14 protein-coding genes are annotated in these 15771 nt (G+C 73.6%); 11 read left to right on the top strand and 3 right to left on the bottom strand.

The window, feature by feature from the left end:
* Nucleotides 1-94 precede the first annotated feature (94 nt).
* The 6 genes from GRQ65_RS01040 to GRQ65_RS01015 all read left to right on the top strand — a co-directional run bounded on the left by GRQ65_RS01040 (nt 95) and on the right by GRQ65_RS01015 (nt 6171).
* Nucleotides 95-802, top strand: coding sequence for a DsbA family protein (locus GRQ65_RS01040; protein ID WP_160874270.1), 708 nt, complete (start codon nt 95-97; stop codon nt 800-802).
* Between the two features lie 167 nt (nt 803-969).
* On the top strand, nt 970-1836 hold the full coding sequence (gene efeU / locus GRQ65_RS01035; RefSeq protein ID WP_160874268.1) for an iron uptake transporter permease EfeU: 867 nt from the start codon (nt 970-972) through the stop codon (nt 1834-1836).
* 16 nt (nt 1837-1852) lie between these two features.
* Nucleotides 1853-3067: an iron uptake system protein EfeO gene (gene efeO, locus GRQ65_RS01030; protein ID WP_160874266.1), complete on the top strand. Its 1215-nt coding sequence runs from the start codon at nt 1853-1855 to the stop codon at nt 3065-3067.
* 7 nt (nt 3068-3074) lie between these two features.
* On the top strand, nt 3075-4355 hold the full coding sequence (gene efeB / locus GRQ65_RS01025; RefSeq protein WP_160874264.1) for an iron uptake transporter deferrochelatase/peroxidase subunit: 1281 nt from the start codon (nt 3075-3077) through the stop codon (nt 4353-4355).
* 155 nt (nt 4356-4510) lie between these two features.
* Nucleotides 4511-5539 carry a carboxypeptidase regulatory-like domain-containing protein gene (locus GRQ65_RS23665; RefSeq protein WP_160874262.1) on the top strand — a complete coding sequence of 343 codons (1029 nt, stop codon included), beginning with the start codon at nt 4511-4513 and terminating at the stop codon, nt 5537-5539.
* Nucleotides 5540-5652: 113 nt separating this feature from the next.
* Nucleotides 5653-6171, top strand: coding sequence for an MSMEG_6728 family protein (locus GRQ65_RS01015; protein WP_202387027.1), 519 nt, complete (start codon nt 5653-5655; stop codon nt 6169-6171).
* On the opposite strand, the gene GRQ65_RS01010 is transcribed toward GRQ65_RS01015, so the two are convergent.
* The gene (locus GRQ65_RS01010) at nt 6158-7753 is read right to left on the bottom strand and encodes an ATP-binding cassette domain-containing protein (RefSeq protein WP_160874260.1); all 1596 of its coding nucleotides are present in this window, start codon (nt 7751-7753) and stop codon (nt 6158-6160) included. The two genes, GRQ65_RS01015 and GRQ65_RS01010, sit on opposite strands and share 14 nt — an antisense overlap.
* 208 nt (nt 7754-7961) lie before the next feature.
* Here GRQ65_RS01010 and serA point away from each other — a divergent pair, with 208 nt between their 5' ends.
* Complete coding sequence (serA, locus tag GRQ65_RS01005; RefSeq protein WP_160874258.1) at nt 7962-9566, top strand: phosphoglycerate dehydrogenase; 1605 nt, start codon at nt 7962-7964, stop codon at nt 9564-9566.
* A 47-nt stretch (nt 9567-9613) separates the two neighbouring features.
* The gene (locus GRQ65_RS01000; RefSeq protein WP_337191409.1) at nt 9614-11170 is read left to right on the top strand and encodes an adenylate/guanylate cyclase domain-containing protein; all 1557 of its coding nucleotides are present in this window, start codon (nt 9614-9616) and stop codon (nt 11168-11170) included.
* Nucleotides 11171-11182: 12 nt separating this feature from the next.
* On the opposite strand, the gene yczR is transcribed toward GRQ65_RS01000, so the two are convergent.
* Nucleotides 11183-12628, bottom strand: coding sequence for a MocR-like transcription factor YczR (gene yczR, locus GRQ65_RS00995; RefSeq protein ID WP_160874256.1), 1446 nt, complete (start codon nt 12626-12628; stop codon nt 11183-11185).
* Nucleotides 12629-12689: 61 nt separating this feature from the next.
* Between yczR and yczE the strand changes: the two genes are divergently transcribed.
* Nucleotides 12690-13373 carry a membrane protein YczE gene (gene yczE, locus GRQ65_RS00990; protein ID WP_160874254.1) on the top strand — a complete coding sequence of 228 codons (684 nt, stop codon included), beginning with the start codon at nt 12690-12692 and terminating at the stop codon, nt 13371-13373.
* A gap of 107 nt (nt 13374-13480) precedes the next feature.
* Here the strand turns inward: yczE and GRQ65_RS00985 are convergent, their stop codons facing one another.
* Entirely contained in the window at nt 13481-14050 is a 570-nt protein-coding gene (locus GRQ65_RS00985; RefSeq protein ID WP_160874252.1) for a class I SAM-dependent methyltransferase, read from the bottom strand.
* Nucleotides 14051-14462: 412 nt separating this feature from the next.
* On the opposite strand from GRQ65_RS00985, the gene GRQ65_RS22040 reads away from it, so the two are divergent.
* Nucleotides 14463-14600: a hypothetical protein gene (locus tag GRQ65_RS22040; RefSeq protein WP_202387026.1), complete on the top strand. Its 138-nt coding sequence runs from the start codon at nt 14463-14465 to the stop codon at nt 14598-14600.
* A 95-nt stretch (nt 14601-14695) separates the two neighbouring features.
* Nucleotides 14696-15736 (top strand): 3-isopropylmalate dehydrogenase, encoded by a 1041-nt coding sequence (locus GRQ65_RS00980; protein WP_439331841.1) that lies wholly within the window; start codon nt 14696-14698, stop codon nt 15734-15736.
* Nucleotides 15737-15771: the final 35 nt, after the last annotated feature.

Below are 15771 nucleotides of genomic sequence, written 5' to 3'. Positions count from 1 at the left end.
ACCCGACCCGCCCCCGGTGCGACCCCGAGACGAGACCCACGCCACCTCGGGGTCGACCGGGGAACACCGTTCCTCTGCGCTGTGTTGGGTCGCCGTGCGCATCGAGATCTGGTCCGACGTCGTCTGCCCGTGGTGCTACATCGGCAAGCGCCACCTCGAGGAGGCGCTGGCCGACTTCGAGCACCGTGACGACGTCGAGGTCGTCTACCGCTCCTACGAGCTCGACCCGAGCGCCCCCGAGGTGCCGGTCGAGACGACGGAGGAGGCCCTGGCCCGCAAGTTCGGCACCGACGTGGCGGGCGTGCGCGAGCTGATGACCCGCACCGACGCCCCGGCCGCGGCCGCCGGCCTCATCTTCCGTCACGGCGAGGCGCCCCACGCTCGCACGGTCACCGCCCACCGGCTGCTCCACCTCGCCCTCGACCTCGGCGGCCCGGCCCTGCAGGCCGAGCTGAAGGAGGCGCTGCTGGCGGCGTACTTCACCCGCGGCGAGTCGATGGGCGACGCCGTCGTGCTGCGCCGGGCCGCGGTCGGGGCCGGGCTCGACGCCGAGCGTGTCGACGCCGTCCTGGCCTCCGACGAGTACGCCGACGCCGTGGCCGCCGACATCGCCCAGGCCCGCGCGTACGGCGCCACCGGGGTGCCGTTCTTCGTCGTCGACGCGAAGTACGGCGTCTCCGGCGCCCAGCCGACCGAGGTCTTCAGCCAGGTCCTCGCCACCGCCTGGGGCGAGGCCCACCCGCAGGTCCAGCTCGTCGGTGGTGACGCGGGTGCGTGCGGCCCCGACGGCTGCGCGATCTGACGCCTCCCGACCCGACCGGTCGCCCGCTCGCCGGGTGGTCGTCGCGTCGACAGTCGAACATCCGGGACAGCCAGACGTCCCGGATGTTCGACTGTCGACCGGGGAGCCACGTGGCGTGCGCAACTATGGTTAGGCAGTCCTAAGGAACCGGAGTAGATTCCTGCTCCGTGTTCGCCAACTACCTGATCGGACTGCGGGAGGGCCTCGAGGCCGCGCTGGTCGTCAGCATCTTGGTGGCCTACCTCGTCAAGTCCGACCGTCGGCACCTGCTGCCGCGGATCTGGGCCGGGGTGGCCCTGGCGGTGGCGGTCAGCCTCGCCTTCGGCGCGGTGCTCACCTTCGGCCCCCGCGGGCTGACCTTCGAGGCCCAGGAGCTCATCGGCGGCGTGCTCTCGATCGTCGCGGTCGGCTTCGTGACCTGGATGATCTTCTGGATGGCCCGGGCCGCGCGCAGCCTGAGCGGCGAGCTGCGCGGCCAGATCGACGAGGCCGCCGAGGGCAGCCGCTGGTCGCTGGTGATCGTCGCGGTCCTCGCGGTCGGTCGTGAGGGACTCGAGACCGCGCTCTTCCTGTGGGCGGCCACCCAGGCCGGCACCCGCGACGCGGGCGGCGTCGCCGCCCCGACGTGGCAGCCGCTCCTGGGCGCCGCGCTCGGCATCCTCACCGCGGTCGCACTGGGCTACCTCATCTACCGCGGCGCGATCTCGATCAACCTCTCTCGCTTCTTCACCTGGACCGGCGCGTTCCTCATCCTCGTGGCCGCCGGCGTCCTCGCCTACGGCGTCCACGACCTGCAGGAGGCGCGCTTCCTCCCGGGCCTCAACGACCTCGCCTTCGACGTGAGCGACACCGTCGACCTCAACACGTGGTACGGCGCGCTGCTCAAGGGCATCTTCAACTTCTCCCCGGCCACCACCTGGCTCGAGGCGGCCGCCTGGCTGCTGTACGCCGTCCCGGTGATGGCGCTGTTCGTGGTCGGCGTCCGTCGACGCTCGACCCCCACCCCGGCCGCGCCCGCGCGCGCCGCCGTCTGACGAAGAAGGCACGACCATGCGTCCGATCCAGCGCACGACCCTGCTCCCGATCGCCCTCGCCGTGGCGCTGCCGTTCCTGGCCGCGTGCACCGAGAACGCCGAGCCCTCCGCCGCGGGCACCGGCGGCGGCAGCGGTGGCGGCGACCCCCGCGCCGTCACGGTCGAGTCGACCGACGACGCCTGCGACGTCTCGACGACCGAGGTGCCCGCCGGCACTCTCACCTTCGACGTGACCAACTCCGGGTCGCAGGTCACCGAGTTCTACCTCCTGGACGAGGACGGGCTCCGCATCGTCTCCGAGGTCGAGAACATCGGCCCCGGCCTGAGCCGCGAGATGACCGTGAGCGCACCGGCCGGCTCCTACCTCACCGCCTGCAAGCCGGGCATGCAGGGCGAGGGCATCCGCGCCGACTTCACCGTCTCCGAGTCCGACGACGACTCGCAGCCCTCGGTCAGCGCCGACGACCAGCAGCTGATCGACCAGGCGACGGCCAACTACGCCGCCTACGTCAACGACCAGACCGACCAGCTGCTCGACAAGACCACCCAGTTCGTCCAGGCCTACGAGGCCGGCGACGACGACAAGGCCCGGGCGCTCTACCCCGTCGCCCGCACCCACTGGGAGCGCATCGAGACCGTCGCCGAGTCCTTCGGCGACCTCGACCCCAAGATGGACCTGCGCGAGGCCGACCTCGAGCCCGGCGCCGACTGGACCGGGTGGCACCGCCTCGAGAAGGACCTCTGGCCCCAGCGCGCCGAGCAGGAGGACGGCGGCTACACCCCGCTGACCGCGGCCGAGCGCACGACGTATGCCGACGACCTGCTCGCCAACACCACCGAGCTCGACCAGCGCGTCGGCGAGCTCACCTACACCGTCGACCAGATCGCCAACGGCTCGCGCGGCCTGCTCGAGGAGGTCGCGACCGGCAAGGTCACCGGCGAGGAGGAGTACTGGTCGCGCACCGACCTGTGGGACTTCCAGGCCAACGTCGACGGCGCCCGCGTCGGCTACGAGGGGCTGAAGCCGATCCTCGAGCAGAAGGACCCCGAGCTCGCCACCCAGCTCGACACCCGCTTCGCCGACCTGCAGACGCTGCTCGACGCCCAGCGCCAGGGCGACGGGTTCGTGACCTACGACCAGCTCACCCCCGAGCAGGTCAAGGCCCTCTCCGACGCGGTCAACGCACTCTCCGAGCCGCTGTCGAAGCTGACCGCGGCCGTCCTGGCCTGAGGTCCCAGTGACCAGCAGGTTCTCCCGTCGCTCCCTGCTCGGCGGCGGCGCGGCCGCCGCGGGCGCGATCGGCGCGTTCGCCGTGGGCCGGGCGACCGACTCCGGCGCGCCCGCCGGCGCCGCCGCGCGTACGTCGGGCGAGCGGGCCGCGTCCTACGCCTTCCGCGGCACCCACCAGGCCGGCATCGTCACCCCGGCGCAGGACCGGCTGCACTTCGCGGCCTTCGACGTCACCACCGACGACCGCGCGGCGCTGGTCGAGCTGCTGCAGCAGTGGACCGACGCCGCCGAACGGATGACCCGCGGTGAGCCGGCCGGTCCCAGCGGCGCGGTCGAGGGGCCGGTCGACCTGCCGCCCGACGACACCGGGGAGGCCTACGGGCTGCCGGCCTCGGGGCTGACGATCACGTTCGGCTTCGGCCCGAGCCTGTTCCGCACCGACGACGGCGTCGACCGGTTCGGGCTGGCCGACCGCCAGCCCGCCGCGCTGCGCACCCTGCCGCACTTCCCGGCCGACGTGCTCGATCCCGCCCGCTCCTACGGCGACCTGTGCGTGCAGGCCTGCGCCGACGACCCGCAGGTCGCGGTCCACGCGATCCGCAACCTCGCGCGCATCGGCTTCGGCACCGTCTCGGTGCGCTGGAGCCAGCTCGGCTTCGGCCGCACCTCGAGCACGTCGGTCGACCAGACGACGCCGCGCAACCTGTTCGGCTTCAAGGACGGCACGATGAACCTCAAGGCCGAGGAGCCCGAGGAGGTCGACGCGCACGTGTGGGTCGCCGCCGAGGACGACCCGGCCGCCGGATGGCTGGCCGGCGGGTCCTACCTGGTCGCGCGGCGCTTCGCGATGGGCATCGAGGTCTGGGACCGCCAGCCCCTCGGTGACCAGGAGGCGTTCGTCGGTCGCACCAAGGACTCCGGCGCCCCGCTCTCGGGCGGCGACGAGTTCACCGCGCCCGACTTCGACATGCCGGGCTCCGGCGGCACCACGATCATCGCCGAGGACGCGCACGTGCGGCTCGTGCACCCCGACTTCAACGGCGGCGTCAAGATGCTGCGCCGCGGCTACAACTTCGTCGACGGCAGCAACGCGCTCGGCGGCCTCGACGCGGGGCTGTTCTTCCTCGCCTTCGTCCGTGACCCCGACACCCACTTCATCCCGATTCAGACGAAGATGGCGGCGGGCGACGCCCTCATGGAGTACCTCAAGGTCAACGGCTCCGCCCTCTTCGCCGTGCCGCCCGGCATCGGCGAGGGCGAGTACGTCGGCCAGGCGCTCTTCGCCTGACGCCCGCACCTCACCGTCACGAGGGCCCCGCGTGGGGGTCTCGTGGGTGCGTTGTCACTGTCTCGTGGACGACGTCCGGGAGGCCTGACGCACTCGCTGGACCAGCGGTCGCCAAGACCCCCGCGCACCGCCCCGGTCGTGAGAACCTTCCTCACGTGACCGCCGTCGTCCGCGCCTGCCTCGTGGCGCTCCTCGCCCTGGTCGCCGCGCTGCTGCCGGTGCCGGGGGCCGTCGCCTCTGGTGCCGGGACGGGATCCATCTGGGTGCAGGTGAAGAGCCAGAGCGCGACCCCGCTGCCCGCGGGGACCTGGGTCGACCTGGTCAAGGTCAACGCCCCTCAGTGGACCTCGGACCCGCAGGACGTCGCCGTGGACGGGACCTACACCTTCACGGGTCTCGAGCCGGGCACCTACCGCCTCCAGGCCGAGAACAACGCCGTCGGTGGAGCGTGGTGGCCGCGTGCGGCGACCTACGAGACTGCGTCGGACATCGTTGTCGTGGCCGGGAGCACCACCGAGGTCACCATGGCCCTGGGGCCGACGGGCAACGTCGCCGGCACAGTGCTCGGGCCTGACGGCGGGCCGGTGTCCGGCATCGCGGTCGTTGCCTACTCGACCACCGACGACGGGTTCCCGTCGCGATCCAGCCGTGGGGCTCAGACGGATGCCTTCGGCCGCTACGACATCGCCAACATCGCCCCCGGGACCTACAAGGTCGAGTTCCTCGACCCGAGCGGACGACTCGCGGGCGAGTTCTGGAACGACACGCTGACCTACCAGACCGCGACGGTCGTCAACGTGGAGGCGAGTCAGGTCACGACTCTCGGCCCGACCACGCTCGCGCTCCCGGTCAGCATCAGCCAGCCCGGCCCGGTCCTGCCGGGAGCCGGCACCGGCACCGCGGCCGTCATCACGGTCGCCCAGCGTCCGCGCATCGTGGGTCGCACCCGCGTCGGCCGCACCCTGCGGGTCCGCCCGGGCACCTGGTCGCCGGCGGCCGTCAACCTGACCTACCAGTGGTTCGCCCGCGGCGTCGCGATCGAGCGCGCCACCACCTCGACGCTGCGGCTGACCCGGGCGCTGCGCGGGAAGCGGATCCAGGTGCAGGTCACGGCCTCGCGGATCGGCTCCATGCCGGTCATGGCCGCCAGCCCGCGGACCGCGCGGATCAAGCCGCGCCGCTGAGCCGTTCGCTCGACCCACGTGGTTTCGAGACGGTCGCTGCACGACCTCCTCAACCACCGACCACGGTGGTCGAGGAAGGACGAAGTCCTGTCTCGAAACCACACCCGTCCCGGATGACGGCCCCGCCGCGGGGCACCGGGGCTTCCGTGCAGACCTTCCTGCCGTACGCCGACTTCCGTCGCTCCGCCGAGGTGCTCGACCGTCCGCGGCTGGGCAAGCAGCGCGCCGAGTGCCTCCAGGTGCTGCGCGGGCTGACCGTGCCGACGTACGGCTGGCGCCACCACCCGGCGGTGAAGATGTGGCGCGGGTGCGAGGAGGCGCTGGGGCGCTACACCTTCACGGTCTGCGACGTGTGGGTCGAGGGCGGCGGGGCCGACACCGTGGCCGAGAGCTTCGCGCGCGAGCTCGCGGCGATCGACGTCGACACCGTGCGCACCCAGGAGCAGCTCGCCGAGGCCGATCGGCTGCCCGCGTGGCTCGGCGACCCGGCGTTCCACACCTCGCACCAGTCGGCGCTGGTGCGCAAGGACCCCGAGCGCTACGCGCGGCTGTTCCCCGGTGTGCCCGACGACCTGCCCTACCTCTGGCCCGATGTCGACTGGCCCGAGGTCGACGCCGTCAGCCCAGGGTGAGGGTGCGGTCGACCCCGATCTCCTCGAGGAACGCCGCGTCGTGGCTGACCACGACGAGCGCACCGCGGTAGGCCGCCAGCGCCTCGACGAGCGCGTCGAGGGAGGCCAGGTCGAGGTTGTTCGTCGGCTCGTCGAGCAGGAGCAGCTGCGGCGCCGGGTCGCTCAGCAGCAGCGCCGCCAGCGTCGCTCGGAACCGCTCGCCGCCCGACAGCGTGCCCGCCGGCTGGTCGGCGGACGCGCCGCGGAACAGGAACCGCGCCAGCTGTGCGCGCACCGGGTTGGGCTCGGACCCCGGCGCCCGCGCGACGACGTTCTCGAAGACCGAGAGGTCGTCGTCGAGCACGTCGAGCCGCTGGGGGAGGAGCCCGAGCGGCACGTGCACCCGCACCGAGCCCGCCGCAGGCGCCAGCCTGCCGGCCAGTGTCTCCAGCAGCGTCGTCTTGCCGGCTCCGTTGCGTCCCACCACGGCGACCCGGTCGGGGCCGCGCAGGTCGAGCTCGACCGCCACCCCGTGGCGCAGCACGAGCCCGTCGGTGCTGAGCACCTCGCGACCGCGCGGCACCTGGGTGTGCGGCAGGTCGACCCGGATCGTGCGGTCGTCGCGCAGCCGCGCCTCCGCCTCCTCCAACCGGTCGCGGGCGGCGTCGAGCCGCTCGTCGTGCACCCGGCGGTACGACGAGACGTGCTTCTCCGAGCGGTTCTGCCAGAAGTGCTGCGCGCCCTTGCCCATGTTGCTGCGCACGGCGTTGCGGGCGCCCTGCCGCTTGCGCTGGGCGAGCAGCCGCTCGGCCTCGGCGCGGTCGGCCCGCTGTCGGCGAACGTCGCTGCGCGCAGTCGCGACCGCCTGCTCGGCCGCCTCCTGCTCGGCCCGCACCTGCGCGGCGTACGCCGAGAAGCCGCCGCCGTACCACCGCACCGAGCCGTCCCTGAGGTCGCCGACGCGGTCGACCCGTTCGAGGAGCTCGCGGTCGTGGCTGACGACGAGCAGGGTGCGCGGCCACGAGCCGACGACGTCGTGCAGACGGGCGCGGGCGCCTGCGTCGAGGTCGTTGGTCGGCTCGTCGAGCAGCAGCACGTCGGGGCGGCGCAGCAGCAGCCGGGCGAGCCCCAGGCGCACCACCTCGCCTCCCGAGAGCTCGCCCAGGCGCCGGTCGAGGACCGCGGGGTCGAGACCGAGACGGTCGAGCTCGGCGGCGGTGCGCTCCTCGACGTCCCAGTCGTCGCCGACGGTCTCGAGATGGGCGGCGACCTCGGCCGGGCTGCCGGTGCCCGCCTCCAGCGCGCGGATCGCGGCCCGGACCTCGTCGATGCCGAGGAACGTCGCGACCGGGCGCTCGCGGTCGAGGGTGAGGCCCTGGGGGAGATAGCCGACCTCACCGCTGACCTGCACCGATCCGGTGGTCGGGCGCAGGAGTCCGGCGGCGAGCCGCAGGATCGTGGACTTGCCGGAGCCGTTGGACCCGACGAGGCCGGAGCGACCGGTGGACACGAGCAGGTCGAGACCGTCGAGGGCGGTGCTGCCGTCGGGCCAGGTGAGGCCGACACCGGAGAAGGAGACAGCGGTGGGAGCGGGTGAGGACACGAGACACCTCGGGAGGGAGGACGGGCAGGCGGGCGGGCAGGACTGCGCGGCGGCTCCGGTTCACTCCACGCCTCGAGGCTAGGCGCAGGTGCGTGTGCGGCTCCACCGGTTTTCCGGTGTTTCGGTGGAGTAACGTGACACCGCACAGCGTCGTGCAGCCCCGCTTCCCCGCGCCCGCTCTCTCGAGCCCGAGCCCCGGAGACCCGCTGTGAGCAAGCCCGTGGTGCTGATCGCCGACGAGCTGAGCCCCGCCGTGCTCGCCGAGCTCGGTCCCGACTTCGAGGTACGGCACGTCGACGGCGCCGACCGCGCGGCGCTGCTGGCCGCCGCACCCGAGGCCAGCGCGCTGCTCGTGCGCTCCTCCACCGTCGTCGACGCCGAGCTGCTGGCCGCGGCGCCGCGCCTGGTCGTCGTCGCCCGGGCCGGGGTGGGGCTCGAGCACGTCGACGTGCGCGCCGCGACCCAGGCCGGTGTCATGGTCGTCAACGCGCCGTCGTCCAACGTCGTCTCCGCAGCCGAGCTCACCGTCGCCCTGATGCTCGCCGCCGCCCGGCAGATCTCGCCCGCGCACGCCGCGCTGCGCCGCGGCGAGTGGGAGCGCTCGCGCCACATCGGCACCGAGCTCTACGAGAAGACGGTCGGCATCGTCGGACTGGGCCGCATCGGGGTGCTGGTCGCGCAGCGGCTGGCGGCGTTCGGCATGAGCGTCATCGCCTACGACCCCTACGTCCAGGCCGGGCGCGCCGCGCAGGTCGGCGTGCGACTGGTCGACCTGACGACGCTGCTCGAGCAGTCGGACTTCATGTCGGTGCACCTGCCCCGCACGGCCGAGACCGTCGGGCTGATCGGCGACGCCGAGCTGCACCGGGTGCGCCCGCACCTGGTCCTGGTCAACGCCGCCCGCGGCGGCATCGTCGACGAGACCGCGCTCTACGCCGCGCTCAAGGAGGGGCGGGTCGGGGCCGCCGGGCTCGACGTGTTCGCGACCGAGCCCGCCGTCGAGAGCCCGCTGCTCGAGCTCGACAACGTCGTGGCCACCCCGCACCTCGGCGCCTCGACCCAGGAGGCGCAGGAGAAGGCCGGCCTGTCGGTCGCCCGCTCGGTGCGGCTCGCGCTCGCCGGCGAGCTGGTGCCCGACGCGGTCAACGTGCAGGGCGGCGTCATCGCCGAGGACGTGCGGCCCGGGCTGCCCCTCACCGAGAAGCTGGGCCGGATCTTCTCCGCGCTGGCGGGCGAGGTGGCGCAGCAGGTCGACGTCGAGGTGCGCGGCGAGATCGCCGACCACGACGTCAAGGTGCTCGAGCTCGCCGCCCTCAAGGGCGTCTTCGCCGACGTCGTCGCGGAGACCGTGTCCTACGTCAACGCCCCGCTGCTCGCCGCCGAGCGCGGCACCGCCGTACGCCTCGTCGCCGACCCCGAGAGCCCGCACCACCGCAACCTCATCACGCTCCGCGGCACCCTGGCCGACGGCTCGCAGGTCTCGGTCAGCGGCACGCTCGTGGGCATCCACCAGCGCGAGCGGATCGTCGAGGTCAACGGCTTCGACGTCGATCTCGAGCCGACCGACCACCTGGCCTTCTTCACCTACGACGACCGTCCCGGCATGGTCGGCAGCGTGGGCGTGGTGCTCGGCGAGGCGGGTGTCAACATCGCGGGCATGCAGGTCGCGCGCGCCAGTCTCGGCGGGCGGGCGCTGGTCGCGCTGTCGGTCGACTCCGCGATCCCGCACGACGCCCTCGTCGAGATCGAGCACGCCATCGAGGCGTGGTCGGTGCGTGCGGTCGACCTGACGGACGACCCCGCCCGACCGTGAGGCCCTTCGTCGTGGCGACCCGGTGGTGAGCCGGTGGTGAGCCGGTGGTGAGCCTGCCGAGGCTGGGGTCGCTGACCCGCTCCGGCCCGTACGGCTCTCGGCTGCTCGGCCCCGCGCACCAGTCGACCCGCGCGCTGCGGGTGCGGGTGCAGCTGCTGCTGACCGTGCTGCTGGTCGTCACCAACGTCATCGGGGCCGGCGCGGTCGTCTCGATCCTGCTGCTCGTGCGACCGCGCGAGGCGCTCGACCCGGACCTGGTGCTGTCGACGTTCATCGCGGTGCCGGTCTACGTCGTGCTCGCCGTCGTGGTCGGGGCCACCGTCGGCACCCGCAACGCCTTCGACGCGCTGCGCTGGGCCTACGAGGACCGCGAGCCGACCGAGACCGACCGGTTGCGCACCCTGCGGGTGCCCCGCACGCTCACCGCCGTCCAGGCCGGTCTCTGGGCGGTGGCGACCGCCCTCTTCAGCGGTCTCGCCCTGCTCCTCGACCCGCAGCTGTTCACGACCGAGCTGCTGGCGGTCGGCATCACGGGCGCTCTCATCTGCGCGATCGCCTACCTCGTCACAGAGTTCGTGCTGCGGCCCGTGGCCGCCCGCGCCCTGGTCGACGGGGTGCCGGCGCCGGGACGCGGGTCCGGCGTACGCCGCCGCATGATCGGCTTCTGGGCGATCGGCAGCGGGGTGCCCGCGGCCGGGATGGTCGTCGTCGGGATCCTCGCCCTGGCCGACGACCAGCTCACGCTCACCCGGCTCGCGGTCGTCTCGCTCGTGCTCGGCACGGTCGTGCTGGTCGTCGGGCTCTTCATCACCGCACTCAACGCCCGCGCCGTCGTCGGTCCGATCTCGTCGGTGCGCCACGGGCTGCGCCGACTGGAGGAGGGGGAGTTCGGCGCCGACATCCCCGTCTACGACGGCACCGAGCTCGGTCTGCTGCAGTCGGGCTTCAACCGGGTCTCGGCCGGGCTCGCCGAGCGGGAGCGGATCCGCGACCTGTTCGGCCGCCACGTCGGCCAGGAGGTCGCCGAGGCCGCGATGGCCGCCGGCGTCGAGCTGGGCGGCGAGGTGCGCACGGTCTCGGTGCTCTTCGTCGACCTCAAGGGCTCGACCGCGCTCGCGACCGAGCGGCCCCCGGGCGAGGTCGTCGAGGTGCTCAACCGGTTCTGCGCCGTCGTCGTCGCCGAGGTCGACCGGTGCCACGGGCTGGTCAACAAGTTCATGGGCGATGCCGTGCTGGCGGTCTTCGGCGCCCCCGTCGAGCGCGAGGACCACGCCACCGACGCGCTGCGGGCCGCTCGCGCCATGGCCGACCGGCTGCGCGCGGAACTGGCCGAGATCGACTTCGGGGTCGGCGTCGCCACCGGCGAGGCGGTCGCCGGCAACGTCGGCGACCGCGAGCGCTTCGAGTACACCGTCATCGGCGACGCCGTGAACTCCGCCGCCCGCCTCACCGAGCTCGCCAAGGACCGCCCCGAGCGCGTCGTCGCCACCGCTGCCTCCCACGAGGCGGCCTCGTCCGACGAGCAGGACTGCTGGGTCCCCGGCGGCGAGGAGACCCTGCGCGGCCGCTCCGAGCCCACCCGGCTCGTCGTACCCCGCCGATAGTCCGCGACCCCGTCAGGCCACCATGACGCGACCGCCGGTGCGGGAGCGCTGGGGACGACGGTCCTCGACGGCCGTCCAGGCGGCGGCGAGCCGGTCGACGGCGACCTCGAGCTCCTCGACGCGGCGGGTGTAGGGCACGCGGACGAACCTGTCGAGCCCACCCTCGGCGGCGAACACCGGCCCCGGCGCCACGATGAGCCCGTGGCGCTCGGCCTCGGCCGCGACGGCGACCCCGGCGCCGCGGTGCGGCAGCTCGCACCACAGCGCCAGCCCGCCCGCGGGCAGCCGGAACCGCCAGCTCGGCAGCGCCCGCGCGAGTCCGGCGGCGAGGGCGTCGCGCTGGGCGCGCAGCTGCTCGCGGTGGCTGCGCAGCACCGCGTCGGCGTCGGCGAGCAGGCTCGCAGCCGCGAGCTGCTCGACCACCGGCACGCCCAGGTCGAGGGTCACCCGGGCCTCGACGAGCCGTTCGAGCAGGTCGTGCGGCGCGCGCACCCAGCCGACCCGCAGCCCACCCCAGAAGCCCTTGCTGAGGCTGCCGACGGTGATCGCGCCGGGGGCGTGCGCGGCCATCGGCCGCGGCATCGGTTGGCCCTCCAGCGCGAGCATCGCGTGGGACTCGTCGACCACGGCGGTGACGCGGTGGCGGTGCAGGTCGGCGGCGAGGCGCTCGCGCTGGTCGTCGTCCATCAGCAGCCCGGTCGGGTTGTGGAAGTCGGGGATGAGGTACGCCGCGCGCGGGGCGACCTGGCGCACCGTCGCGGCGGTCGCCTCCAGGTCCCAGCCGTCGGGGTCCACCACACTGGCCGCGACGCGCGCCCCGGCCAGGCGGAACCGCTCGGTGGCGTTGGGGTAGCCCGGCGTCTCGACGAGCACCCGCTCACCACCACCGCGGCCGAACAGCGCCGCGGCCACGACGCTCACTGCCGCCAGTGCGCCGGGCGTGACCATGACCTGCTCCGGGTCGGTCGGCAGCCCGCGGGCGTCGTACGACGCGGCGATCGCGGCTTGAAGCTCAGGCACGCCGGCGGGGAAGTAGCCGTGCCCGCCGAGGTACGCCGGCAGCCGGGTCAGCGCGTCGGCATAAGCCCCGGCGATGGCGGGCGGGGCGAGCGGTGCGGCGCAGTTGAGGTCGATGGCCTCGGCGTCGCCGGCGCGGGGGAGGAGGGCGCGGTCGTGGGCGCGGGTGGTGCCGCCCGGCACCCGGGTGAAGGTGCCGGCACCCTGCCGCGCCTCGGCGTACCCGCCGTCGCGCAGGGTGGCGTAGGCGCGGGTGACGGTGGTGCGCGAGACGCCGAGGGCCTCGGTCAGCTCGCGCTCGCTCGGCAGTCGGGTCTCGGCGGGCAGCCGGCCGTCGCCGATGAGCAGGACGAGCGCGTCGGCGAGGCCGGCGTAGGCCGGGCTGCGGTCGAAGTCGCCGACGAGGGTGGCCACGCGGCGGGCGCCGATGGAACGGGTCATGCAGGCCACTGTCTCACGATTGGCCATTTCGCTGCAGTCCACTTCGGGTCAGGATGAGCAGGTGAGCACGACCGCCCCGACCCCCTCGACCACCCGCCCCCGCCGCACCCTCGCCGACCTCGGCCCGATCGCGCAGCTGCGTGCGGGGCGTCTCGGGCGCCGGCTGCCGCAGCTCGTGCTGGGCCTCGCCCTCTACGGGCTCTCGATCGCGATGATGGTGCGCGGCCGCCTCGGCACCGCGCCCTGGGACGTGCTCCACACCGGCCTGACCCGCCACCTGCCGATGAGCATCGGTGCGGCACTGGTGCTGACCAGCGCGCTCGTCATGCTGCTCTGGGTGCCGCTGCGCGAGGTGCCCGGCCTCGGCACCGTCGCCAACGGCGTACTGATCGGCGTCTTCGCCGACCTGTTCCTGCGGGTGCTGGACAGCCCCGACGCGCTCGTGCTGCGCGGCTCGCTGACCGTCGGCGGCGTCGTGGTCTGCGGCCTCGCCACTGCGATGTACATCGGCGCCCAGCTCGGCCGCGGTCCGCGTGACGGGCTGATGACCGGCCTCGCGCGGCGTACCGGACTCTCCCTGAGGCTGGTGCGCACGCTCCTCGAGGTAGCCGTCGTGGTCGTCGGCCTGCTGCTCGGCGGCGCCCTCGGCCTCGGCACCGTGCTCTACGCCCTCGCCATCGGGCCGATCGCGCAGTGGATGCTGCCCACCTTCATCGTCGACCTCCCGGTGCGCGCCGAGGCCTGACGGGTCCCTGATGCCTCCCCGAGGCGTGCCTGGCGTCGACAGTCGAACATCCGGACCACCCAGCGGTACCGGATGTTCGACAGTCGACGCGACGGTCGAGAGGGGCCTCAGCGCTTGGTGGCGATGATCGTCGAGGCGTCGGGGGCGACCATGACCTCGACGGCCGTGAAGCGCTCGTCGGTGAGCCAGTGCTCGCGAAGGGTGTCGACGCGCCCGCCCGTGATCGGGGGCCAGAGCTCGCACGGCACGAAGTCGTCGAGCACGACGATGCCGCCGTCCTCGACCAGGTCGGCGATGGCGTCGACGGTCACCGCCGACGGCTCGCCGGCGTCGAGGAAGAGCAGTGAGTAGGGGCCCTTGTCGAGCAGGGTCGACCAGTCGGCCGTCAGCACCTCGACCTGCGGGTCGTCGGTGAAGATCTCGGCCGCGCTGCGTGCCAGCTTCGGGTTGAGCTCGGCGGTGACGATGCGCGCCTTCTCGCCGCGTACGCCGGATCTCAGCCATGCGGTGCCGACGCCGCAGCCGGTGCCGAACTCCGCCATCGTGCCGTCGCGGGTGGCGGCCAGCATGGCGAGCAGCCGGCCCGTCTCGTTGCGGCAGAAGGACACGTAGCCCGCCTTGCGCGAGACCGCGAAGGCGCGGTTCACGATGTCAGGCAGATCCGGCGGGTGGCTCACCGCTCGAGTCTCCCATCCCGGAACGGTCGTCTCACATGGAGAGACAGTCGTGGGAAGCTCGCTCCGCGAGCCGGGGGAGCGTCGTAGCCTGGCGAGACCATGCGGAGCGTCTTCGTACTCATCGAACGCCGCGGCGAGGCCTGACGAGAGGCCACCTCGCCGCGGTGGTTCGGCGTTGCGTGGCTTCTCACCTCGATCGAAGCCCCGCGGCGGGCCGCCCCAGCAGCCCCGCGCGATCCGCTCCCCTCCTGGCAGGCCCTGTGCGGTCCCGGTGCGATCCACCCGCACCCACCCGGCCTCCGCGACCCGCCCCGGGTCTTCGGTCACCGCTCACCGCGTCGCTCGACACGTCACTCGACGCCGGTGCGCACCCGACCGATCCAGACACCTGACGCACACCCGGAGCTGAGCGATGTACGACATGTATCCCGACTGGGGCCCTGCGAGCCACCACCCCGAGAACCCCCGCAGCCACGAGAACATCAACGCCGCCGTCCAGGCCGCGCTCGACCTGCGGGACGGTGGCGGCCCGCGCCACGACGACAACTAGCCTTCACGACCGTGACCACGACCCCCGGCGCCAACGCCTCGTCCGAGCCCACCGTCGACCCCGCAGCCGCCTCCGGGACCGTCCGCCTCGCCGTCATCCCCGGCGACGGCATCGGCCCCGAGGTGACCACCGAGGCTCTGAAGGTGCTCGAGGCCGCCGCGCCCTCGGGGGTCACGTTCGACCAGACCCGCTACGACCTCGGCGCGGAGCGCTACCTCGCGACCGGCGAGGTGCTGCCCGACTCCGTGCTCGGCGAGATCCGCGAGCACGACGCCATCCTCCTCGGGGCCGTCGGCGGCAAGCCCAACGACCCGAACCTCCCGCCCGGCATCCTCGAGCGGGGCCTGCTGCTCAAGCTGCGCTTCGAGCTCGACCACTACGTCAACCTGCGACCGTCGCGGCTCTTCCCGGGGGCGACCTCCCCGCTCGCGCCGCACGTCCTCGACGCCGGCGAGATCGACTTCGTCGTCGTCCGCGAGGGCACCGAGGGCCCCTACACGGGCAACGGCGGCGCCCTGCGCGTCGGCACCCCGGCGGAGATCGCCACCGAGGTCTCGGTCAACACGGCGTACGGCGTCGAGCGGGTCGTGCGCGACGCGTTCGCCCGCGCCCAGCGCCGCCCCCGCAAGAAGCTCACCCTGGTCCACAAGACCAACGTGCTCGTCAACGCCGGGTCGCTGTGGTGGCGCCTCGTGCAGGCCGTCGCGCCGGAGTTCCCCGAGGTCAGCGTCGACTACATCCACGTCGACGCGGCCATGATCTTCCTCGCCACCGACCCGGCGCGCTTCGACGTCATCGTCACCGACAACCTCTTCGGCGACATCGTCACCGACCTCGCCGCCGCCATCACCGGCGGTATCGGCCTCGCGGCCTCGGGCAACGTCAACCCCGACCGCACCGCCCCGAGCATGTTCGAGCCCGTCCACGGCTCGGCGCCCGACATCGCGGGCCAGCAGAAGGCCGACCCGACCGCCGCCATCCTCTCGGCGGGTCTGCTCCTCGACCACCTCGGCCACCCCGAGGCCGCCGCCGCCGTCGAGCGCGCCGCGATCGCCGACATGGCCGATCGCAGCCCCGGCGCCACCCGCACCACCACCGAGATCGGCGACGCCATCGCCGCTCGGGTCGCCGGCTAGTTCCTGCTGGCGAAGCCAGCCCGCCCGACCGCGAG

The sequence above is a fragment of the Nocardioides flavescens genome (genome assembly GCF_009823805.1).
GTDB lineage: Bacteria > Actinomycetota > Actinomycetes > Propionibacteriales > Nocardioidaceae > Nocardioides > Nocardioides flavescens.
This window is presented reverse-complemented; position numbering and strand designations above follow the sequence as displayed.